Source organism: Micromonospora sp. NPDC048843, assembly GCF_040649965.1.
Lineage (GTDB): Bacteria > Actinomycetota > Actinomycetes > Mycobacteriales > Micromonosporaceae > Micromonospora > Micromonospora hortensis.
The window spans coordinates 17,068-39,462 of sequence record NZ_JBEZGJ010000051.1 but is presented as its reverse complement, the minus strand read 5'-3'; the positions used below and the strand labels follow the sequence as shown (position 1 = coordinate 39,462).

At 71.7% G+C, this 22,395-nt stretch carries 19 protein-coding genes; 10 read left to right on the top strand and 9 right to left on the bottom strand.

All coding sequences use genetic code 11. The features are described from left to right. Positions 1–136: 136 nt before the first annotated feature. The 4 genes from AB0C20_RS14880 to AB0C20_RS14865 all read right to left on the bottom strand — a co-directional run bounded on the left by AB0C20_RS14880 (position 137) and on the right by AB0C20_RS14865 (position 6,078). Positions 137–439 carry a transcriptional regulator gene (locus AB0C20_RS14880; RefSeq protein ID WP_357185437.1) on the bottom strand — a complete coding sequence of 101 codons (303 nt, stop codon included), beginning with the start codon at positions 437–439 and terminating at the stop codon, positions 137–139. Further along, positions 436–897, bottom strand: a complete 462-nt coding sequence (locus tag AB0C20_RS14875) for a hypothetical protein (protein ID WP_357568169.1) — start codon at positions 895–897, stop codon at positions 436–438. The genes AB0C20_RS14880 and AB0C20_RS14875 overlap by 4 nt, the downstream gene beginning before the upstream one ends. Positions 898–1,033: 136 nt before the next feature. Beyond that, positions 1,034–1,894 carry an oxygenase MpaB family protein gene (locus AB0C20_RS14870; protein WP_357568168.1) on the bottom strand — a complete coding sequence of 287 codons (861 nt, stop codon included), beginning with the start codon at positions 1,892–1,894 and terminating at the stop codon, positions 1,034–1,036. 101 nt (positions 1,895–1,995) lie between these two features. Continuing rightward, the gene (locus AB0C20_RS14865) at positions 1,996–6,078 is read right to left on the bottom strand and encodes a tetratricopeptide repeat protein (protein WP_357568167.1); all 4,083 of its coding nucleotides are present in this window, start codon (positions 6,076–6,078) and stop codon (positions 1,996–1,998) included. A gap of 74 nt (positions 6,079–6,152) precedes the next feature. On the opposite strand from AB0C20_RS14865, the gene AB0C20_RS14860 reads away from it, so the two are divergent. Together AB0C20_RS14860 and AB0C20_RS14855 are read left to right on the top strand one after the other, a co-directional pair. Next, positions 6,153–6,314 carry a hypothetical protein gene (locus tag AB0C20_RS14860; RefSeq protein WP_357185449.1) on the top strand — a complete coding sequence of 54 codons (162 nt, stop codon included), beginning with the start codon at positions 6,153–6,155 and terminating at the stop codon, positions 6,312–6,314. Then, positions 6,311–6,949: a hypothetical protein gene (locus tag AB0C20_RS14855; RefSeq protein ID WP_357185452.1), complete on the top strand. Its 639-nt coding sequence runs from the start codon at positions 6,311–6,313 to the stop codon at positions 6,947–6,949. The genes AB0C20_RS14860 and AB0C20_RS14855 overlap by 4 nt, the downstream gene beginning before the upstream one ends. A gap of 52 nt (positions 6,950–7,001) precedes the next feature. Here the strand turns inward: AB0C20_RS14855 and AB0C20_RS14850 are convergent, their stop codons facing one another. Then, the gene (locus AB0C20_RS14850) at positions 7,002–8,048 is read right to left on the bottom strand and encodes an SMP-30/gluconolactonase/LRE family protein (RefSeq protein WP_357185454.1); all 1,047 of its coding nucleotides are present in this window, start codon (positions 8,046–8,048) and stop codon (positions 7,002–7,004) included. 321 nt (positions 8,049–8,369) lie between these two features. Here AB0C20_RS14850 and AB0C20_RS14845 point away from each other — a divergent pair, with 321 nt between their 5' ends. The 5 genes from AB0C20_RS14845 (at position 8,370) to AB0C20_RS14825 (ending at position 14,540) form a co-directional block, all read left to right on the top strand. Further along, the gene (locus tag AB0C20_RS14845; protein WP_357185457.1) at positions 8,370–9,695 is read left to right on the top strand and encodes an SWIM zinc finger family protein; all 1,326 of its coding nucleotides are present in this window, start codon (positions 8,370–8,372) and stop codon (positions 9,693–9,695) included. Positions 9,696–9,745: 50 nt separating this feature from the next. Beyond that, positions 9,746–12,238, top strand: a complete 2,493-nt coding sequence (locus AB0C20_RS14840) for a DUF6493 family protein (RefSeq protein ID WP_357568166.1) — start codon at positions 9,746–9,748, stop codon at positions 12,236–12,238. Positions 12,239–12,351: 113 nt separating this feature from the next. Continuing rightward, positions 12,352–12,867 carry a SigE family RNA polymerase sigma factor gene (locus AB0C20_RS14835; RefSeq protein ID WP_357185462.1) on the top strand — a complete coding sequence of 172 codons (516 nt, stop codon included), beginning with the start codon at positions 12,352–12,354 and terminating at the stop codon, positions 12,865–12,867. Then, positions 12,864–14,033 (top strand): hypothetical protein, encoded by a 1,170-nt coding sequence (locus AB0C20_RS14830; protein WP_357185465.1) that lies wholly within the window; start codon positions 12,864–12,866, stop codon positions 14,031–14,033. Before AB0C20_RS14835 ends, AB0C20_RS14830 begins: the two co-directional genes overlap by 4 nt. A 123-nt stretch (positions 14,034–14,156) precedes the next feature. Next, positions 14,157–14,540 (top strand): hypothetical protein, encoded by a 384-nt coding sequence (locus AB0C20_RS14825; RefSeq protein WP_357568170.1) that lies wholly within the window; start codon positions 14,157–14,159, stop codon positions 14,538–14,540. A gap of 15 nt (positions 14,541–14,555) precedes the next feature. Here AB0C20_RS14825 and AB0C20_RS14820 read toward each other — a convergent pair whose 3' ends face one another. Next, a complete protein-coding gene (locus AB0C20_RS14820; RefSeq protein ID WP_357185468.1) occupies positions 14,556–14,951 on the bottom strand; it encodes a hypothetical protein in 396 nt (131 codons plus the stop codon). 124 nt (positions 14,952–15,075) lie between these two features. On the opposite strand from AB0C20_RS14820, the gene AB0C20_RS14815 reads away from it, so the two are divergent. Next, a complete protein-coding gene (locus AB0C20_RS14815; protein ID WP_357185471.1) occupies positions 15,076–15,306 on the top strand; it encodes a hypothetical protein in 231 nt (76 codons plus the stop codon). Between the two features lie 7 nt (positions 15,307–15,313). Here AB0C20_RS14815 and AB0C20_RS14810 read toward each other — a convergent pair whose 3' ends face one another. Continuing rightward, positions 15,314–16,189: an alpha/beta hydrolase gene (locus AB0C20_RS14810; RefSeq protein WP_357568165.1), complete on the bottom strand. Its 876-nt coding sequence runs from the start codon at positions 16,187–16,189 to the stop codon at positions 15,314–15,316. A 91-nt stretch (positions 16,190–16,280) separates the two neighbouring features. Continuing rightward, entirely contained in the window at positions 16,281–16,625 is a 345-nt protein-coding gene (locus AB0C20_RS14805; protein ID WP_357185476.1) for a DUF1330 domain-containing protein, read from the bottom strand. A gap of 121 nt (positions 16,626–16,746) precedes the next feature. Between AB0C20_RS14805 and AB0C20_RS14800 the strand changes: the two genes are divergently transcribed. Further along, positions 16,747–17,589, top strand: coding sequence for a helix-turn-helix transcriptional regulator (locus AB0C20_RS14800; protein ID WP_357185479.1), 843 nt, complete (start codon positions 16,747–16,749; stop codon positions 17,587–17,589). On the opposite strand, the gene AB0C20_RS14795 is transcribed toward AB0C20_RS14800, so the two are convergent. Further along, the gene (locus tag AB0C20_RS14795; RefSeq protein ID WP_357568164.1) at positions 17,562–18,566 is read right to left on the bottom strand and encodes a hypothetical protein; all 1,005 of its coding nucleotides are present in this window, start codon (positions 18,564–18,566) and stop codon (positions 17,562–17,564) included. The genes AB0C20_RS14800 and AB0C20_RS14795 overlap by 28 nt on opposite strands. 594 nt (positions 18,567–19,160) lie before the next feature. On the opposite strand from AB0C20_RS14795, the gene AB0C20_RS14790 reads away from it, so the two are divergent. Beyond that, positions 19,161–22,160, top strand: coding sequence for a glycoside hydrolase family 95 protein (locus tag AB0C20_RS14790; RefSeq protein WP_357568163.1), 3,000 nt, complete (start codon positions 19,161–19,163; stop codon positions 22,158–22,160). Positions 22,161–22,395 lie beyond the last annotated feature (235 nt).

The following is a 22,395-nucleotide window of genomic DNA, read 5'->3' as shown; positions in this document are numbered from 1 at the left end:
GAGTCGAACATCGGTGTGCTGAGTCTCGCCCGCCGCGACCTCGCGCGCCATCCCCCGGGACGCCGGTTCGCCGCCGTGCCTCCACCAGCCTCCCCACTCGTGTGCCGGCACGCGGTGCTGCTGATCTGGCCCGGCCTCAATGCTGCCGACCGGCGCGGGTGGCGATGTCGTGCAAGGCCGCGATGTGAGCGCTCAGCGCGGCGCGGCCGGCGGTGGACAGATTGATCCAGGTCCGCGGGCGCTTGCCGACGTAGCCCTTGCGTGTCTCGACGTAGCCGCCCGCGCCCAGGGCCGAGATCTGCTTGGACAGGGCCGAGTCACTGAGCTCCACGGAGTCGCGGACGAACGCGAACTCGGCCCACTCCGTCCCTGCCAGGAGTGCCACTATGGCCAGTCGGGTGGGATCGAGCAGGGCCCGGTCCAGCGTCGAATCCGTCACCGTGAGAGCGCTCTGGCGAGCACGCGGCGCTGCCACCACGGACCGGCCGCGGCCAGCAGCACACCGACGGCAAGTCGGCTCCACACGGCGACGTGTGGGATGTCCATGGCCGCAGCGACCGTCGTGACGCCGACCACGAGGGCCAGCACCAGCGCCAACCACAGGATGCTCGCCTGGTCGGGTGCCATGCGGGGCCGCACCGGCCGGCGCATCAGGGCACCACCCCACCGGGTGTTGCCGACAGCGGCGACGAGCAACAGCAGGACGACGATGGCGACGCCCCAGGTGCGAACGAACTGCGGCGCCTGGTCGCTGAGGATGCCGTACGCCGCGATCAGGATGCCGGCCGCGATCCAGGCCCACCGTGAGCGGCCTGCCGCTGCCGCGGTCTGGGTCCGGCGTCGGTCGACGTCCTGCAGCGCCGCTCGTGCCTCGTCGGGTGTCGGGGTGGTGTCCATCGGGCAGCTCCTACACGTAGGAAAGTACTTGCTCACCAGGAAAGCTATCAAGCACTTTCCTCAACGGCAAGTGCTTGCCCGAGAGGCAGAGGAGTTGGCGCGCGGCTGAGCCGACGACGCCAGCAGGGCCGAGGTGCTACTCGGGGACGCGGTCCTGGTGCGGCCCGAGCTGGCTGATCTCGTACCCGTCGGGGTAGCTCTTGGTCTTGATCCCGTCGGCGAACAACGCCGTCGTCCGCGGCGCCCCGAACCATCGCTGCAACCGTGAGCGCGTCCGCAAGGCCAGGTGCAACCCCGCCCGGACCGGCCAGACCGGCGTGTCGACCCGCGTTGCGCGCCGCAGTGGCGCGTCGTACAGGGCGCTGACCAGCGCGTTTCCCAGTGGGGCGAGCATCCGGGGGATCCGGGTGAGCATCAGCATGCGGGTGGCGCGTTCGATGGCCGCCGCGTCGTCGTTGGGTCGCAGGTGAGCCGCGTCGTACGCGTCGAACCAGGTCTCGAACTCGTCGTACGACCCGGGGATGTCGGTGATGCCCATCCGACGGCCGAGCTCCCGATAGAACAGGTACGTGGCGTGACGTTCGTGGCAGCAGGGTGGGCGCCAGCCGTACTCCTGCAACCACCTGATGGGGATCACTACCAGGCAGCCCAGCACGTAGCGGAAGTCGTCGTTGCTGATGTCGTATCGGCGGTGGATCTGGTTGACGCGCCGCAACGCCTCGCGGCCCCGAGGCTGGTCGAAGCCGTTGAGCACCATCTCGTACATCAGCAGGCCGGTGTCGTCGATCCGCTTCTGGGTGCGTTCGGTCAGCTCGCCAGTGCCGGTGTGCACAGTGGCGATGGCGGGAATGGAGAATGACCGGTTGAAGGCGAGGTTGAGCCCGAGCTTCATGTCCCACGGAAACTCGTAGCGCAGCATGGTCTGGTAGATGACCAGGTAGTCGCGCTCCGGGTCGAGAGCACGGGTGCGGGTCAGGTTGTCGTAGCGGTCTTTCATCGGCGGACCCCCGGGTTCTGGCCACCCGACCAGGTGACGGTCCTCAGCCGGGCTGCCACGGGCGGTGCGCCATCAACCGAGTGTACGGGTGGCGGCGTGGGTCAGGTCGGCTCGGCCGTGGTCGGTAGCACCGCGATCAGGTCGAGCACCTCGACGGCGTGGGCCGGGCCGACGGTGTCGGTGAGGATGGCCGCGAACGCCTCGTCGCCGAGCCCGGCCCGCAGTTCGCGCAGCGCGTTGAGATCGAGCGCCGCGTTCGTCGACCCGATCTGCCGGTCGATGCTCAGTGCCTCGACGATCAGCGGGATGCCCTCCGCCGGGCGGCCCTGCTCGACGCGCAGCTGCCCGATCGCCACCTGGTCTAGTGCCACCTCCTCCCAGTTGCCCTGCTCGCGGTCGATCCGCAGGCAGGTCCGGTAGCACCGTTCGGCCAGGGCCTGGTCGCCGCGCAGACCGGCCACCCGGCCGAGGTGGAAGGTGCTGTTGGAGACGCCCGACAGGTTGCCGAGCCGCTTCTTGATCGCGATGGACCCGCGATAGAACTTGTCCGCGCTGGCGAGATCCTCCTGCTCCTCACAGACCCGGCCGAGCTGGTGCAGGACGATGGCCTGGTTGGGCTCGTGGCGCAGCACGCGGTAGACCTGCAACGCCTGCTCGTAGCGGGACCGGGCCTCGACCAGCCGGCGGGTCTCCAGGCCCACGCGGCCAAGGTCCTCGTGGCACTTGGCGACCCCCGCCTGATAGCCGGCGGCGGCGCAGATCGGCAACGCCCGCAGCAGGCACATCCGGGCGGTGCCGAACTCACCCGCCTGGGCAGCGGCGATGGCGAGCAGGACGTAGCCACTGCCCAGCGGCGTCGGGTGGGAGCCGTCGAACCGGAACCGCAGGTACGCCTCGACCCACTCGGCCCGCTGCGCCGCCTGCCGCCGGTCGAGGTGCCGGGCCAGCAGGTCGGAGAAGGGTCGCGCGCCCAGTTCCAGGCGCTGCACGGCCAGCCAATCCAGTGCCGCCTGGAGCGGCGGCTGGTCGTCCCCGCCGATCGCGTTCAGGGTGTGCGGCACCGCCTCGGCGGCCCGGCCGAGGACTGTTCGGACGCCGCCGAGCAGTTCGTCGCAGCGGCGCAGCAGCGGGTCCTCGCCGAGGGCCGCGACGATCGTCCGGGCGCGGGCGAAACAGCTCTCGGCGAATTCGAGATCGTCGAGGTCGCGGGAGAGGTGACCGAGCAGCAGCGAGCACTCCGCGATGTGACCGTTGCTGCCGACCTCCTCGAAGATCTTCAGGGCGGCGCGGACCCGCTCCTCGGCGGTCTCGTACGCGAACCGGGCGAGGGCGATCCGCCCGAGCATCACCAGCCCGCTGCCCTGCTGGACCCGGACGCCCAACCGTCCGTAGGTGGTGATCGCCACCTGGATGCACTGCTCCGCCTTCACCAGGTCCCGGGCCTCGAAGGCGAGTACGCCGATCTGGTGGTGGCTCGCCGCGATCCCCTCCAGGTCGTCGAGGTCCCGGGCGATCGCCAGTTCCTCCAGGTAACGCGACATGGCCAGCTCGGCGTCGCCGTTGCCACGGGCGATGCCGGCGAGCTGGTGCAGGGTGCGGGAGACAGCCGAGCGGTCGTCGAGCCGACTCAGGATCGTCAACGCCTCCTGGAACAGCCGGCCCGCGGTCGCCCGGTCACCCCGGTTGTCGGCGACCAGACCCAACTGGTGCAGGAGCTTGCCGACCCCGCTGTCGTCGCCGAGATCCCGGTAGACGGCAAGCGCCGCTTCGTAGCGCTTAGTCGCCTGCGGGTACTCGCCCCGGCTGAGGTGCACGTCGCCGAGTCCCTTCAGGAAGCTCGCCCCGCGCGCCGAGCCCGGGGGCGCCATCGGCAGCAGCTCCCGCCAGATCTTCTCCTCCCAGGCCCAGTGCCCGGCCGCGTGCAACTCCTGGCAGGCCAGTTCGGAGTAGGTGACGACCTCGTCGGTGTCACCCGCCGCCAGGTGGTGGTACCGCGCCTCGACGGCCCGGCGGATGTAGTCGTGCTGGTCGGTGCTGGACCGGGCCCGCCAGCCCCAGTAGCGGCCCGCCCGGCGATGCGCGTCGACCACCGCGTCGCGGCCGGCGATCCGCAGCAGACTCGCCGCTGTCCACCGGTGCACCAGGTGGCCCCCGGTTACCGGGGCGAGCAGCCCCAGCTGCGCCAGCGTCTCGACCGACTCGTCCAGCCCCGCCGGTTCCGGCGGTGGGTCGTCGCCGTCCGTCGGGTCGGCGAGCTGCCAGGCGAGGCCGGTCCGGTCCGCCGGGGTGCGATACACCGCCGCGCCGAGCAGCAACCGACGGGCCGTCGGGACGGCCTCCAGGCGGGCGAGCAGTCGGGGCAGCAGCACATCCTCGGCGGCCAGGGCGCCGGCCTCGGCCAGCGGCGTGCCGACCTCGGCCGACCCGGCGTCCCGGCCACCGCCGGCCGCTGCCAGTCGGCTGGCCACCTCGTCGGATCGGGCGTTGCCGCCGCGCAGCAGGCCGTCGAGGTATTCCAGCGCGCGCGGGTGACCACCCAGCCGGTGCCACATCCGTTGCTGTTCCGCCGGCGCCAGCTGGCCCACGCCCGGCAGCCGCCAGAGCAGCTTGCGGGTCTCCTGCCAGGAGAGCGGACCGAGGTGACAGGTTTCCAGACCGGCGACCGGGAACGGGTGCCGGCTGGTCACTACCAGCTCGTGGCGGGACGCCCAGGCGGCGAGAAACGTGGCCAGGTCCGCGTCGGCCAACCGGTGCTCGGCGTCCAGGGCGTCCTCGGCGTTGTCGAGGACGAGCAGCAGCGGTGGGCCGTCGACGCCGATCGCGTCCAACCGTCGCCGCCAGTCCTGGCCCGGCGCGGCGAGAGCGACGAGCCATCGCCGCAGCGGGTCGTCCGGAGCCGCTGCGGCGCACCGGCTCTCCACCTGGCGGCGCAACTCGTCGAGGATCCCGTCGACTGTGGCGTCGCCGTGGGTCGCCACCACGATGCCACCGGCGTCGCGGAACCGCCGTGCGAGTTCCGCGGCGAGACTCGTCTTGCCGATCCCACCGATGCCGTGGACGAGCACCCGAAGCTTTCCCCGCGACAGCCGACGCAGGATCTCCCGGCGGCCCACGAAGTCCGTTGGTGCGCGCACCACGCCGTCCCCGACGATCGACTGGCCGGGCGACGCGGCGACGGCAGCGCCGCCCTGTCCACCGGCCAGCCGCAGCCCGGGGTCGGCCAGGAACAGTGTCGGCATCCACCACTCGGCGGCGGTCGGTGCCAGCTCGCGGCGTACGGCGGAGACCTCCGCCAACAGCTCCGGCTCGCTGCGGGCGGCCAACCGCTCGTAGAGCCGAGCGCAGAACTCGATGGTGTACCCGTCGCTGACCGTCCCGTTCATCGCCAACACCGCCGGCGCGCCCTGGGCCAGCAGCGCGCCGGCCAGCCCGGGCAGCTCCCGTTGATCCTGTCGCGCGGTGGAGCAGCCGGCCAGCACGATCAACGGAACGGTCCGGCCCGGCGGCAGCACCTCGGCCAGGAACCGCGCGGCGTCCACGCGGTCCTCAGTGCCGGTGGAGGTCTCCAGCAGCAGCGCGCCGGGACGCGCGTGACTGGAGACGTGCAGGACGTGGAAGGGCTCCTCGGCGAGGGCGGCCCGGATCGCGGCGGCGCTGCCCCACTCCAGGACGCGCACCCGCACCCCGTGTCGATGCCCGGGTTCCACAGCGCCGAGGATCCGACCGAGTTCCCGTTCGTGGTCCAGCAGCGGGTGGGTCGAGTCGTCCGGGCTCGCGATCGCCGCGAGCATCCGCAGGGGGCCGTCCACCCGGACCGTGGGTGCCGGTGTGTCGGGGCCGATCCGGCAGACGTCGACGTCGGGGTGCAGCGCCAGCGGCAGTTCCTCGCCGGGCAGCACCAGGGTCTCCCAGGGCAGGTCGGCCAGGGTCGGGTCGACGACCTCGATGCCGAGCCGGTGCCGGCCGGGGCGGGCCAGTTCGGCGCGCAGGGCCGGGGCGGAGGCGTCGAGGAAGCGGCGGCCGAGCGCGCCGCCGACCTCGTACGACAGCTCCACGGAGGGGCCGCCGCGCAGCCGCCAGAGCAGGTCGGCGGTACGTTGATCGGCGGGGCCCACCGGGTCCCGGCGCCGGTCGCCCCGGACGGCCAGGACCACGTCGGTCGCGCTGACTGTCAACCGGATCACGAAGGCCCCCCTGCGGTCGCCCGGCGGACGACCCGACGCCGGAGTGGATTGCCGGACTGACCGATACTGTATCCATGGCTGACAATCCTGAGGAGCTCGCGCAGGTCAACGCCGTGCGGATCAACGACAGCGGCGAGCTGGAGTTCTTCGACGGCCAGCGCTGGGTGCCGTACACCGATCTGCCCGACGACGAGAACGGTCCGCTGGGTGTCGTCTTCCGCGACGACAGCCGATGACCGGGGAGTCGCCGACGAGCGGCGCGGGGTTGGACGCGCTGCCGTCCCCGTTGGACTCCGTGGCCGACAGTCGGGCGGCGGCTCGGTGGATCATCTCCTCGGCCGGCGCGGTGGGCGCGCTGCTGCTCGGCGGCGGCCCGCTGATCGCCGCCGGCAAGGTCACCGACTGGGCTCACGCGGCGTGGGCGGGCGGCGGTCTGCTGGTGACGCTGCTCGGCGTGGCCTGGGCGATCTGGCGGACCAGCGAGGTGCTCGTCCCGCCGATGACCACGCCGGCGACGCTCAGCGGGCCGGAGCTGCGCGGCCTGCGCGAGCGGCTGGAGGCCGAGCTCTGGTACCACTTCGGCGGGTACGCCGCTGACGTCGACGGTCTGCTGCGTCATCGCCGGATCGCTGCGGAGATCACCCGCCGCCTGTCGACGGCCCCACCGCAGGAGCGCGCCGCACTCCGGGCGGGGCTCGCCACCGCGCGCCGCAACATCGCCCGGACCGATCCGTACCTGCGCTGGCTGCTCGCCACTGCGCACGCCTGGCAGGTCCGGGAGGCGTTGCGCCGGGCCCGACGGCAGACCTTCCTGGCCGCCGCGCTGGTGGTGGTCGGGGCGGTGGTGTTCATCGCCGCGACCGCCGGATAACGCGCCGCTTTCGTCGGGCTACGACGACAGCGGCGCGCCATCCAGCCGTCGGTCAGTACGGATATCCGGGAACGTTCAGTCGCACGCTGTACAGCCCGGAGTCGCCCCACCGGCCCGACGTGACGAAGAGGGTCTGCCGGTCGGGGCCACCGAACGCCACATTGGTGGTGCCGGAGTTGCCGGACCGGATCGTGCCGAGCTGGTTGCCCGCGGGGGAGTAGACGTGGACCAGGGAGTCCCCGCCCGAGGTCCAGTACACGTTGCCGGCGCAGTCGATAGTGCCGCCGTCCGGGCCGCCGATGTAGTTCACGAAGACGCTGCGGGCGCCGATGCTGCCGTCGGGCTGGACCGCGTACTTGTAGATCTTGTTCTCGGAGTAGGCGCCCACGTACAGCGCCGTCCCGTCCGGTGAGAGCGAGATGCCGTTGGGTTGACGCAACCGGTCGTCGACCAGCGACACCTGCCCGTTCGAGACGCGGAAGACGCTGGTGCGCCCACTCATCTGGTCGGAGCGGTTACCGCGCTGGAAGTTGGGGTCGGTGAAGTAGACGACGCCGTCGGAACGGACCGCGACGTCGTTCGGCGAGTTGAAGGCCCGGCCCTGGTAGTTCGGCGCGACGGTGCTGCGGGCCCTGTCGCTCAGCCGGTACGCGGACACGCTGCGCTGGTCGTGGGTGGCCGCGACGAGCTGCTGGCCGTCGGCGCTGAGGGCCAGGCCGTTGCTGCCGGCGTCGGCGATGAACGTGTCGAAGCTCGCCGGCGGGGTGAACCGGCGGATCGTCGACGGCTGGACGTTGTAGGGCCCGGTGCCGGCGGTCATGTCGGAGAACAGCAGGTAGCCGCCGTCGGCGACCCAGACCGGCCCTTCGAGGAACGTGAACCCGCCCTGGATTCGCGCGGCCGTCACGGTGCTGGCCGGCAGCGGCGGGCCGTAACTGCCCCCCGTCGGGCAGGCCCCCGGCGGTGCGCCGGGCGGACCGGCGAGCGCGGCGTGAGCGCTAACATGCGCAGGGTCGGCGGCAGCACCGGCGGGCAGGGGGGTGGCGCTGACCGCCAGGCACAGGCCGGCCAGTGCGGCAATGGTGGGACGCCAGGTCATCGAATTCTCCAATCGGCGTCGAGGTGGCGATGGCCGGCGTGCGAGGTCGGTGGCTGGCACGGCGTGAGGGCGGGCCGTCGATATGGGCATTCGGGAGCCTAGGTCATGATCCGGCAGCCCGCAGCAATCTTTCGCCGTTGTTTCCGAGCGCGACGAGGATCTGAAGCACAAAGACGCTGGTCAATGCCAAAGCCGTCTCCGGAAATCATTCCGGTACGACCACAGTGGACCGATCGGTGGCGCCCTAGGCGGTCCACCGGATGACCAGCGCCGTCGACTGAGACCGGCACGGGTGTCGGTCGGTGGCTCTACGGTGTGCCAGTGAACGCCGTCCAGACGTACCGATATCTCCAGCCGTCCACTCTGCGTTCCGCCGGTCTCGACCTCCAGACCAGCGGCGGCCCGGCGGCCAACCCGCGCTTCTTCTCCGGGTTTCTCACCACCCCGGCGGCCGCGGCGGCCGGGCTGCTCGCCGTGGCCGAGGTGGCCCGCACCCGGTACCACCAGCCGGTCAGCCCGGCGAGCCTCGATCCGGTGGTGACCGGCAGCCGGCAGCGGCTGCGCTTCGAGTCCTTCTCCGGCTGTTGCGGGGTGTACGCCCGGATGGACGTGGTCCCGGCCGGCTTCGACGGGGAGATCGCCGCGCACGGCACCACAAACGTCGACGTCAACCCGCCGCTGCGCGAAGCCCTGGCCCGGGTCGGTGGGATCGAGCCACTGCACCTCGCCGTCGGCCCGGACGACCTCACCGTCTCCACCATGGAGGGTGCCGTGGTGGAACGCAAGGTCCCGCTGCCGGGGCGCTGGATGCGCGGTTTCGCCGAGGTGCACGTGCTCACCGCCGGGTTCGAGCCGCGCGCCGAGGTGCCGGCCGCCGAGGCCACAGCCTTTCTGCGTCGGCTGCCCGGGAGCAGCGATCGCTCGGTGCTCTGGGCGGTGCCGGCCGGTCGGACCCTCCGGCTGACCTCGCGCCCGACGCCGGGGGCGGTCTGTCTGGCCGGCGCGGGGCGGCTCGCCGCGCTGCGCGGGTTGCTCCGGCACGCCCGCACCCTGCGGGTGTACGGGCCAGCGGTGCGCGCCGGCTCACCGGCCGTGCCGAGCACGTGGGAATTGGACACCGGGTCGGTGCGGCTGTCGCTGACCCTCTCGCCCGAGCCGTACCGGGGCTTCTCCGGCGAGGGAGCCGCGTTGCTCGCGCTCGCCGGTGACGAGGTGATCGACGACGCGGAGCTGGCCGGTGCCCTGCTCTCCTGGGATCCGACCATCGACGTCGCCGCACTGGCCGACGCGACCGGCCTGTCCGACGACCGCGTTCGCGCCGCCCTGGCCCAGCTCGGCACCGCCGGGCGGGTCGGCTACGACGTCGCCGACGGCGGATACTTCCACCGGGTCATGCCGCACGACGCCAGCCGGGCCGAGCGGGACAATCCCCGGCTGGTCGGCGCGCGCACGCTGCTCGAGCAGGGCGCGGTCCGCCGGGACGGCGACATCGCCACGGTACGCGGTGACGACGACGAGTACCGCGTTCGCCGGCTTCCCGACGGCAACCTCACCTGCACCTGTCGGTGGTGGGCGAAGTACCGGGGGCAGCGCGGCCCGTGCAAGCATGCCCTCGCGGTGTCCATGCTCACGGAGGTGACGGTGTGACGGACTTCTTCAGGGCACTGGGCCGCGGTGATGTGACGACCGTCGGATCGATGCTGCACACCCTGGACGATCCGGCTCGACGGGCGCTCGGTGACGAACTGACCGACCACGTCCGTCGGCGGGACGACGTGTGGTGGGCAAGCACGGCGACCGCGCTGGCGGTGGCCGCCGTGGGCACGTTGAGCACCGCGACGAAGGCAGCGGCCCTCCTCGGTCGGCGGTCGATCCTGTTGGCGGATGCGGACTCCGAGCAGGTGGTCGCCGCAGCACGGCAGCGGGGCGTGCCCTGGCTGGCCGACCTGGCGTACCGGCTGGCCGAGCGACTGCCGCGCAGTCGAGCGTGGGACGGTTGGCACTTCATCGCCGAGCTGCTACTTGCAGAGAAGGTGCCGCCACCGACCGGGGACGCGTTCGTCGTCGGCTGGGCGCAGTCGATGTGGTCGCAACGGTCGACCGACGGGCACCGCCAGACATCGCTGCTCGACCGGCTGCGCGCCGACCCGTTCCTGGACGTGCTGTTGCCGCGCCTGTTCGAGGTCGACGGCGTCGGCATCGACCTGGCGTTCAGCGGCACCGGGCGGGCGGTGCCCGCGACGTTGGCCGCGCTGGCGACGGAGGGGCGCCTCGACCGGGCCGTGCTGGTGGACGGGGTGCTGGGCCGGCTGCTGCGCGGCGACCGGCCGGGCGCGCTGCGTCCGTTCCTCGCCCTGCACGAAGAGCTTCGACCCGACCCGGACGAGGTGGCCGCGCGGGCCAGCGGCTACCTGCGGTTGCTCGCCGACGGGCCCGGTCCGGTGGCCGGCGTCGCGCAGCGGGCACTGCGCGACGCGGGCGGGCAGGTGGAGTTCGAGTCGTTGCTGGACACCTCACGGGTCGTGGTGGATCGGCCGGAGAAGGCGCTGGTGCGGGCGCAACTGTCCTGGCTGGACCGACTGGCCCGGCAGCACCCCGAGCGGGCTGCCGACATCGCCGAGGTCCTCGCCTCGGGCGCCGAGCACCCGTCCGCCGACCTGCGCGACCGCGCGACGGCGTTGGCGCAGCGGCACGGCCACCGACCGGTCGCCACGCTCACAGTGAAGGTGGCCGGCGACGAGCTGCCCCCGCCGGTGTCGCCAGCCCTCGCTGCGCCGCCGATCACCGAGGTGGGCGAGCTGGTCGAGGAGGTCTTCGGGCTGCTCACCCCGCGCTGGCCCGCAGCGACCCTGGAACGGGTCCTCGACGGGCTGGTCCGGCTGACCACCACAGAACGGGACCGGGTGGGAGCCGCCCTGCTGCCGGTGCTGCAGCGGGGCCAGGTCGGTTCCTGGGACCACATGTGGTCCCAGTTCAACGTCACCGTCCAACTCAACGGTGTCCTGCTGGCCGCCGCCGCGCCATCCGAGGCGGCCAGCCGCCGCGACCAGTGGTCCAGCATCCTCAGCCAGTTGCTGACCCGGACGTTGCGCCCGTTCCGCGGCCGGTCGGCAGTCGAGCCGCCCCGCCAGTCCGCGCTCACGCTGGTCTACAGTGCCCGGCTCGCGGAGATCGGGCAGCGCCTGGACGGGCGGGACGACCCCGGGCTGTTGGCCGCCCCGACCTGCGCCACCGGGGCCCTCGACCCCAGCGCGCTCTACGAACGGCTGGCCGCCCTCGGTGACCGTCCGGTCTGGCGATGGGATCTCACCCAGGCCCTGCTGCGACTGCCCGTCGGCGTGGACGAGGCACTGGCGAACCGCGCCGCCGCGCTCGGCACCCCCGCCGGCGACGAACTGGCCGGCTGGCTGCGCGGCGACGCCCTACCGGCAACGGTCCAGCAGGTGATCACGGTCGGCCGGCGCGAGCGCAGGCACACGTACGACTACGGCTACGACCAACTACCCGTGCGGCGCACTCTCGTCACCACCGCCCCGCCCGAGGGCTCGGCGGACCCGCTCGGGCTGCTCACCGTCCGCGCGCGACCCATCGGACGAGGGCCGGACGACTCGAGCAACCTGTGGCCGGCGCTGCTGCCAGGGCACCGGGGGCTGGTTGCCGCTCACCTGATGCCCGGGTTCGCCAACGCGGCGCAGCAGGACGCCCAGGATGCCGCAACGATCCTGCCGGTACTCGCCGAGTGCGCTGGCGCGGGCGGCCCGGCGCTCGACCTGGCGCTGGCCTACGGGCTGTGCGCCCGGCACGAGGTGGACCGGGTGGCCACCCTCGACGCCCTGCTGATGTTGGCGGCCGCGGGTGACCTCGATCCTCCGGGCGTCGGCGGCCAGTTGGGCGCGCTGGCGGCTGACGGCCAGGTGACAGTGAGCAGGGTGGTCACACCGCTGCGCGACGCGATCGCTGCCGGTGCCCGGCTGAGCGTATGGCGGTTGCTCGCCGCCGCGCTGCCACCGATGCTGGCGGCACCGACCCCGCCTCGCGGCACGCCCGACCTGTTGGCACTGGGAGCCGAGACGGCCGGGGCCACCGGCGTGCCCATCCAGGTGCCGGGGCTGGCCGACGTGGTCGCCCGCGGCGGCACGAGTCGGCTGGCGACCGAGGCCCGCCGACTCGCTGCCGCACTGGCCGCCTGATCCGCTACCCGTCCGCCGCCGCGGCCGGGCGGTAGGGCTTCCGACCGTTCTTCGTCAGGGACGCAACCTGATGGTCGTCCGGTCCCGTCGAGCTTGCGGAGGAGGGAGCCTCGATGGTGGAAGCCGAGGGTGAGTTCGTGGAGTACGTCTCCGCGCGACTGCCGAGCCTGCATCGGACCGCGTTCCTGATGTGCGGCGACGCCCATCTGGCCGACGACGTGGTGCAGCAGACGGTCACGGCGCTCTACGTGAACTGGCGCCGGGTCAGCCGGGCCGACAACGTCGACGCGTACGTACACCGGATGCTGGTGCACAAGCTCGTCGATGAGAAGCGGTTGAGCTGGGCGAAGGTTCGCCTGCTGGGGTCGGTGCCGGAGCCGGAGCGCTCGCCGGTGACGCCGCACGACGACCTGGCCGAGCGGGACAGCCTGCTCGCCGCGCTCGGCCGCCTCCCGCGCGGCCAGCGCACCGTGCTGGTCCTGCGGTTCCTGTGCGACCTGTCGCTGAGCGACACGGCCGCCGCGATGGGCTGCTCCGAAGGCAACGTGAAGTCGCAGACGGCTCGGGCGCTGGCGGCCGTCCGCCAGGTGCTCGACGTCACCGAGATGTCAGTGAGGAGTCCGAGATGACCACCGTGGACGAGCAGCGGATCGCCGAGCTGCTGCAGTCGGCGCCGGTGCCGGAGCCGCGGGTCGACCTGAGCCGGGCGGTCCGCGACGGCCGGCGGCGCCGCCAGCGTCGCCGAGTCGGCGGGGTCGCCGCGCTGGTGGTGCTGGCCGGGGTCGGTGTCGTGGGCGCCGTTCAGGTCGGTGCGACCACCGGCCCGCCGGCTCCTACCGCGCCGACGCTCGCGGTGACACCGGAGAACACCGGGTCGATCGCCCCGCGCCGGCCGGTCACCTGCCAGGCGTCGTGGTTGCCGCAGCCGGTCAAGGGTCCGGTCGCGGTGGCCAACAGAGTCGATCCCACCGGACGGCACATCGTCGGCGACATCGGCACCGGGCAGGAGGACGGACGGGTAGTGCTGTGGACCGACGGCCGGCCGGTCGTCCTGCCGGCGACCGCGCGGCACGCGGCCGCGGTCAACACCCGTGGCTATGTGGTGGGCACCAACGGAGACGGCACCGGCTGGCTGTACCGGGACGGGAAGCTGCGTTTCCTGGCCACCCCGCCCGGCTACGACGCGGTGCTCGTGCACGCCATCAACGGCCGGGGCGACATCGTCGGCACCGCCCGCAGGTCCGACGACTCGCACCAGGCTGTGCGCTGGTCGACGGACCACCCCCAGAAGCACAGGCTGGTCGGCCAGCGGGGGTCGTCAGCGACCGGGATCACCGAGGACGGCACGATCGTCGGGGCGGTGGGCGAACAGCCCTACCGGTGGACGCCGCAGGGCGTCGGGGCGGCGCTGGCAGTGCCCGACGGCTACCCGCGGGCGTCGGTCGAGTCGGCGCGGGGCGAATGGGCGATCGGCATGGTTCCCGGCGGCCAACAGGGCGGCGCCGTGCAGATGCTGCCGGTGCTGTGGAACCTCGCCACCGGGGCGGTGAGCCTGTTGCCCTTCCCGGGGGCGAGCGCCATCGCCGGCAGCGGTGACGTGCTGGTCGCCGACGGTGCGCCGCTGGTCGTGGCCCCGGACGGCACCTCCCACCGACTGCCGGGCCGACCCGAGGTCCGGGCGACCGAGGCGGGCAGGTACACGGCTGAGGGGATCAGCGACGACGGTCTGACGGTGGTCGGGGCCGTCTACGAGAACCAGGCGTATCGGCCGCTGGTGTGGCGGTGCACCCGCTGAGGGTTGAGTGGCTCAGTTCGAAGTCCGTCGTGGGGGCGTGCCGTCCGGACCGTTTCAACCGACCGGGTCCGTGGGTACGCTCCCACCGGCTGATCACCCGATCGACGGAGACTCCCCGTGATTATGGCTCTGCTGCTCGACCTCGCCAACATCGTCGGTGGCTTCCTGCTCGCCGTGGCGGTGCTGCGGCTGCTGCCACGAGTCGGCGACGACCTGGGCCGCCTCGCCGGTCGGGCCACCCCGATCGCGTGGGTGGTCGGCCTCGTGGCGTTGGTAACCGGGGGCTACTACCTGATCGTCCACCTGGTGTCCGGGCCCCGGGTGTTCCACTTCGAGGTGGTGGGGATCGGTGTGGGGCTCGCCCTGCTGTGGGGACGGCTGACCGGGCGGTCGACGCCGCGCGACGAGCAGTCGGACGGCGCCACTGGTGTCCGGCTGTTGCTCGCGATCTACGGCCTCATCGCGATCGTCGTCGGCGTGCAGGGGCTGTTCACTCCGGACGGCTGACAGCGGGTCACCGGGTCACGTGGTGGACGGTCGCGGCGCCCAGGTGCCCGCGGCGCTGGCGATCAGGAGTGTCACCGCTGGTAGGAACGCGACACCGACGCCCAGCCCGAGCAGCAGACCCCACCCGGTGAGTACGAGCGCGGCCACCAGGTCGGCGACGATGGTCAGCCGCCCGGCCCGTTGCGCGAGGACGGGCAGCAACGCCGCGACAACGGGAACGCCGAGCAGGTAGCCGGCCGCCGCGCCGGAGTCGTCCACGGTGAAGGGAACCAGCACGGCGGCCACCAGCACAGTGACCGCCAGGGCCGACCATCTGAGCACCGAGCGGGCGTCGGCCGGCTTACGGACCAGGACCACGAGACCGACGAGCAGGACACCCACGAGTGCGCCGACGGTCGCCAGACCAGTCATAAATGCCCTTCTCGACAGCAGCGGGTGTCGTTTAATCGAAGACGGCGGATCGTCGCCCCGCGTCTCACGATACGGCTGGTCGCCCAGCCGCACGAGATCCAGCGTCGAGCAAGGAGGTCCTGGCATGCCTCTCCTGCGAATCCACCTCGGCACCGACCGGGGCACCGCCCGCCGGGTGTTGCAACTGCATCAGCAGGGCAGGGCCCATCATGAGTCGCGGGAGGCGGCCCGGGAACAGGTGTGGCGTCAGGGCCGCACCCCGTGCGGTGACCCGGTCTTCGTCGGCGTCACCAACGGCCGCCGCGATGTGCAGCTGCTCTACGACGTCGAGGTCTACTCCGAGGCGACCGGTTGAGCGGACGTCAGCCGGCGTCCAGCACCTCCCGCAGCCGCGCGGCGAACTCCTCGGGCTTGCCCGCGTAGCCGAACTCGCCGCCGAGGAAGCCGCCGTGGTGGCTCGGGAACACCACGGCCTCCTGGCCGAGCAGCGCCGCGAGGCCCAGGGCGGTGCGGGCGGTGTACGTTCCGGCCGACTCCTCGCCGACAGCGACCACGATCCGGGTGGGCGCGGCGGTCAGCACGCTCGCGTCGGGACGGTAGTCGGTGATCGCCCACGAGTTCTGCGACAGCAGCGGATCGTCGCGGCGGCCATCGTCGTCGGCGGCCATGCCGAACATCGCCGGGTCGGGAGCGGGTTGGGCGAAGTAGGCATCGGTGAACTCGCCCTGCCAGGACGTCATGGCGATGAACGCGGCCATCCCCGCACCCGAGCCCTTCGCCTGGTACGCCTCGTAGAAGCCGGCTCGGGCGCGCTCGGCGGCCGTGGCGTCGGGGAGCACGGCGTTGATCGGCGGTTCGTGCGCCACCAGGGTGGCGACGTCGTCGGGGTGGGAGGCCACCAGTTCGAGTGCTGTCACCGCGCCGCCACTGCTGGCGAACACGTCGACCGGACCAACGTCGAGCGCCTGAACGAGGGCGTGCAGGTCGGCGGCCTGCTGCTGCGGCGTGTGGTCGGACCGACCGTCCTTGCGGACGCTGCGGCCCAGACCACGCGGGTCGTAGGTGAGGACGGTGCGGTCCGTGAGGTGCGGGGCGAGCGCGGTGAAGCCTTCCGCCGCCATCGGCTGGCCGATCATGAGCAGCGCACGGTGGGCGCCAGTGGGAGGTAGCGGGCCGCGGACGTCGTAGACCAGGTCGACGCCGGGAATGACCAGTGTGTGCGTCTGGATGTCCTGCATTCGATGAGACTACGGACGGCTGACCTGTCTCGGGGTGCCTTGCGGGCGGCGAGCCGTCGGGTTCTTCGGGACGGCGCTCGCGCGTCGGGTGCTACCGATCGGTGGTACGGCGAATGGCCGCGGCCATCTGCGACGAGTCGTGGCCCGGCTCGACGCCGTCGACGAGAATCACCTCGCCGGTGAGGTGCCTCGTCCGCAGGGGCTTGATCTCCTGGTAGGCGCTGGACTGGTACCAGGAGCGGGCCCGGTTCAGGTCGGGAAACTCGATGACGACCACGTCGCCGGGCCAGTCGCCCTCCAGGACGTCGACGGCGCCGCCGTGGACGATGAACCGGCCCGCGAAGGGCGCGAGGGTGGCGTCGATTCGCTCCAGGTACGTCAGCACCTCGGCGTGGACGGGTGCCTTACGGAGATGTGCGAGCGCGTACGCGGTCATGGTTGTCGGTCCTTCGCGTTGTGTCGTCTCAGGTGGGGGTTGATTTTTCCGGTGTCGTGGTGGGCTGTCGATTACCTCGCAGGTAATGGCTCGGCCGTCGGTGCGGAATTAGGGTTGGTGAGTGAGGATCTCGACCCGGCACGGGCGACCAGTGGGGGAGCTGCTGCGCGACTGGCGCCAGACTCGCGGAATGAGCCAGCTCGACCTGTCGATCGAGGCGGGAGTGTCGGCCCGGCACCTGAGCTTCGTCGAGACCGGGCGGTCCCGCCCGAGCCCCGACCTCATCCTGCGGCTGGCCGAACACCTGGAGATGCCGCTGGCCGAGCGCAACACGATGCTGCTGGCCGGCGGTTACGCGCCCGCCTTCCCGCGCCACGAACTGGGCGACCCCGAGCTGACACCGGTCCGGGCCGCCGTGCGGCGGATCCTCGATGGTCACAGCCCGTACCCCGCGCTGCTCGTCGACCAGCACTGGCACCTCGTCGACGCCAACCCTGCCGTCGCCCTGTTCACCATGGACGCGCAGCCCCACCTGCTCACTCCACCGATCAACGTGCTGCGCCTCAGCCTGCACCCCGACGGTCTGGCACCGCGCATCGTCAACCTGCCCGAGTGGCGCGCCCACCTGCTGAAGCGGCTGCACGAGCAGGCGGCGACAACAAACGACCCGATCCTGTACGACCTGCACGAGGAGCTTCGCGGCTATCCCGGTGGCGACGTCGAGACGACACCGCCAGACGATGCCCTCTCACGTGTTCTCGTCCCGCTGCGCTACCGGCACGGTGACCAGGAGTTGTCCTTCGTCAGCACCACGACCCTCTTCGGTACGCCGCGGGATGTCACAGTCGCCGGGTTGGCCGTCGAGGCGTTCTTTCCCGCTGACTCGGCGACCACGCAGACCCTCCGGGCCCGTGCCGATCATGACTCGGCTGCCCGTCACCCTGCGGGAGCGGGCGGCGGCTGACGGAGCGTGTCGTCGATGATGCCGGGCATCCGCCGGGCCACTCCGGCGAGGAGATCCGCTACCTGTACGCGCGGATCGTCGCGGGAGTCGACCATCACCAGCCCCGCCAGGGGAGACACCCCGTTCGGCAACGCCCCGGCCCGGCCGGCGCCGGCCGCCAACGCGTAGCCGTCGGCCAACACCCGCTGGAGGCGGGTCAGGCGGTCGGCCGTCAGGGCGCTCTGCTCGTCGTGGGTCACCAGCACCTGCCGCTGGCCGCCGCTCCAGGACAGGACCGTCTCCGCCAGCGCCGGCAACAGCGGTTCCAGCGGGGGAGGGACAGTGCGATCGTCGACATCGAGCCTTGCCACCACGGCCCGCACGTGACTCGGGCTGAGCCCGTCCAGGACGGCGTCGGCCACAGTGCCGAGGCCGTGTCGCCGCAGCGCGTCCCGGGCCTGGAAGAACCGCCGCACGGTCTGGTCGACCGGAAGTCGCCGCTTCATCCGGACCAGATCGACGAACGCCGACAGGAAGGCGCCCCAGTCGCCTCCGGTCGCGCGTCCGGCCTCGTGCAGGGCGAGAGCCGCCTGATGGTGCTCGCGAGCCAGGCGGGTGCCCGTCGCATACGACGGCTCGGCCAGCAGGAAGTCCACGATCCGGGTGACGAGGAAGAACTCCTTGTCGATGAGGTGGACGTGCGCGCGACCGGCCAGCGCCGCCAGGAACCACTCCAGTGCCTCCTGCGCACCCGAACCGCGCAGGAACCGGCCGGACTTGAGTTCGTGCGGCGCGAACCGGAACCCGGACCGCAGGGCGGTGATGAGCGCTACCGCCTCGTCGACGGCCAGGTCGACGCTCGCGTGCGTGATCACCGGGGCGGTCGAGTGCAGCAGGTTCGTACCCGAGAATCCCGACTCGTCGCAGGCGATCTCCACGACGGCCCCGACCACCACCGCGCCGCCGGGCGGTAGTCCACCTTGAAGAGGCGATCTCAATCCCGGACTCCCGCCATGCCGCCCATGGTCATCCGTGCGCCGGCAGAGAACAACCCGATTACGTACGGGAGTCGCAGTCCCCAATCCGCGCGCTAGGGGGTTGCCGGTCATCGCGGACGCCCTGTGCGGTCAGGTTCATCGTTCCTCCGAGTGACGCATCGACCGGGATTTCCCACTACACGTCCTTGGGCCCAGCGGGGTTGCGCTGCCGTTTGGCGGCTGGGCGTCGGAGCTGGTGTCCTCCGGGTTCGGCCGCCCGTCTCCGTACATCTGATGTATGTCTGTCGGGGTGGGTGGTCATGGGTGTCCATCTGGCGAATCACCGCGCCGTGCCGCCGCGTTCCGCCGCTGATCACCCGCCCGCTCGTTCTGCTGACCGGCCAGAGGGGCGAGTGTCCACCAATCAATCGACCGTTGCCTATTCTGTGGGCCCGGAGTAACCTTCCCGAAACACATCAGATGTCTGGCTCGCCAAGGCCCGGCGTCGGCCTGCTCAGGCAGGGTCCCGGTTGGCGCCACCAAGCGGATCCCCATGTCGAGTCCCATAGTTGTCACGCTTCGGGGTGGCCGGACTGGTCACCGTTTGGAGGATCGATGTCAGACCTGACCCGACGGCAGGCCCTCAAGGTCGGCGCGGCCGGCGCGGGCGGTGCTCTCCTGCCGGTGCCCTGGACCGCCGTGGCACGAGCGGATTCGGCGGCGCCGCCGCAGGTGTTGGCCGCCGGGGACCTCGCCCTCTGGTACGACGAAGGCGCCGGGACCGACTGGCTGCGGGCGCTGCCGATCGGCAACGGTCGGCTCGGTGCGATGGTCTTCGGCAACGTCGACACCGAGCGACTTCAGCTCAATGAGGACACCGTCTGGGCCGGTGGGCCGCACGATCCCAGCAACCCCAGAGGCGCGGGAGCACTCGCGGAGATCCGGCGGCTGGTGAACGCGAACCAGTGGACCCAGGCCCAGGATCTGATCAACCAGACCATGATGGGCAACCCCGGTGGCCAGCTTGCCTACCAGACCGTCGGCAACCTCCGGCTCGCCTTCGGTTCCGCCAGTGGAGCGTCACAGTACGACCGGACGCTCGACCTCACCACCGCCACCGTCACGACCTCGTACGTGCTGAACGGCGTTCGTCACCAGCGGGAGGTGTTCGCCAGCGCTCCCGACCAGGTCATTGCGATGCGGCTGACCGCCGACCGGACCGGCTCGATCAGCTTCACCGCCACCTTCGACAGCCCGCAGCGCACGACGGTGTCCAGCCCGGACGGCACCACGATCGGCCTCGACGGCGTCTCCGGGAACATGGAGGGCGTCACCGGCGCGGTCCGCTTCCTCGCCTTGGCCAACGCGACAGTCAGCGGTGGCAGCGTGTCCAGCTCCGGCGGCACCCTGCGGGTGACAAACGCCAACAGCGTGGTCCTGCTGATCTCCATCGGCTCCAGCTACGTCAACTACCGCAACGTCGGCGGCGACTATCAGGGCATCGCCCGGCAGCGCCTCACCGCCGCGCGGGCCAGCAGCTACGACCAGTTGCGCAGCCGGCACGTGGCCGACTACCAGGCGTTGTTCGGCCGGGTCACTCTCGATCTGGGCCGCACGTCCGCGGCCGACCAGACGACGGACGTCCGGATCGCCCAGCACAACAGCGTCAACGACCCGCAGTTCTCCACGCTGCTGTTCCAGTACGGCCGCTACCTGCTGATCTCGTCGTCGCGGCCCGGCACCCAGCCGGCCAACCTCCAAGGCATCTGGAACGATTCGCTGGCCCCGGCATGGGACTCGAAATACACGATCAACGCCAACCTGCCGATGAACTACTGGCCGGCCAACACCACAAACCTGGCCGAGTGTCACAACCCGGTCTTCGACATGGTCAGAGACCTCGCCGTCGCCGGAGCGCGGACCGCCCAGGTGCAGTACGGCGCCGCCAGTGGCTGGGTCACCCACCACAACACCGACGCGTGGCGGGCCACCGCGGTGGTGGACGGCGCGTTCTGGGGCATGTGGCAGACCGGCGGCGCCTGGCTGTCCACGTTGATCTGGGACCACTACCTGTTCAACGGCGACATCGAGTTCCTGCGGACGAACTACCCGGCCATGAAGGGCGCGGCGCAGTTCTTCCTCAACACCCTGGTGACCGAGCCGACCCTCGGCTACCTGGTGACCAACCCGTCGAACTCGCCGGAGCTGAGCCACCACTCGAACGCCAGCGTGTGCGCCGGCCCCACGATGGACAACCAGATCCTGCGGGACCTGTTCGACGGTGTCGCCCGGGCCAGCGAGATCCTCAACGTGGACAGCACCTTCCGGGCGCAGGTTCGCGCCACCCGGGACCGGCTGCCGCCCATGAAGGTCGGCTCGCGCGGCAACATCATGGAGTGGCTCTACGACTGGGTGGAGACCGAACCCAACCACCGGCACATCTCGCACCTGTACGGTCTGGCCCCCAGCAACCAGATCACCAAGCGCGGCACCCCGCAGCTGTTCGAGGCGGCCCGGCGGACCCTGGCGCTGCGCGGCGACGACGGCACGGGCTGGTCGTTGGCCTGGAAAATCAACTTCTGGGCTCGGATGGAGGAGGGCAAGCGGGCCCATGACCTGATCCGCTACCTCGCCACCACCGCGCGGCTCGCGCCCAACATGTTCGACCTGCACCCGCCGTTCCAGATCGACGGTAACTTCGGCGCCACCGCCGGCATCGCCGAGATGTTGTTGCAGAGCCACACCGGTGAGCTGCACGTCCTACCCGCGCTGCCGCCGGCCTGGCCGAGCGGGCGGGTGACCGGCCTGCGCGGTCGGGGTGGGCACACGGTCGGCATCACCTGGGCTAGCGGTCTGGCCACCGAGATCCTTCTCCGACCGGACCGGGCCGGCACCGTCCGCCTGCGCTCCCGGATCCTGACCGGCACCGTCACCGTGGTCGACACCGCCGACGGCACGGCGGCCCGGACCACCCGCATCGAGTCCGACCTGATCGAGGTCACAGTGCAGGCCGGACGCACCTACCGGGTCACCAGTTCCGGTGCCACCACGCCGACGCTGGAGCAGAGCTTCAGCAACGTCGGCATCACCAGCGACAGCAACACCAACGTCGGGAACTTCGACGGCGGCGGGGCCTCGCTCTCCGCGCAGGCGCTGGCGCAGGCCGGTGCCAGCCCGGGCGGCACGGTGAGCCGAAACGGGGTCAACTTCCGCTGGCCCAACGTCAGCTCCGGGGCCGCCGACAACGCCATCGCCTCGGGCCAGACCATCGGCGTGACCGGCACCGGCAGCACGCTCGGCTTCCTGCTGACCGGCACCTACGGTGCGGTGTCGGGGACCGGCACCGTGGTCTACGCCGACGGTACCCGCCAGTCGTTCACGTTGAGCACGCCCGACTGGTACGGCGGGCCGCACTCCGGGGGCACCGCGGCCATCGTGTCCGCGTACCAGAACCGGCCCAACAACGGCCGCCAGGCCACCGCCGCCTGCGTCTACTACGTGGGTGTCGGGTTGCAGAGCAAGGCGGTGGCCTCGGTCGTGTTGCCCAACATCAGCGCCCGGCCCGCCACGAACGTGCCGACAATGCACATCTTCGCCATCGCGATCGGGGGCTGACGGCAACGATTCCTGCTCGGGGGAGCACGACCGGGCCCGTCCCAACCGGGGACGGGCCCGGTCGCGGCTTCCGGGCAGGTGGCCCTGATACGAAAGTCGCGGTGTCAGGGCACTATCGCGTAGAGCCGGTCGCTCGGGTCGACGACGACGTTGAGTCGTGTCCCGACCGTCAGGGCGGGGTGGTCCCTGCATCGCGAGGTGGAATCGAACCCCACGCAGGAGACGGTGACCGCGA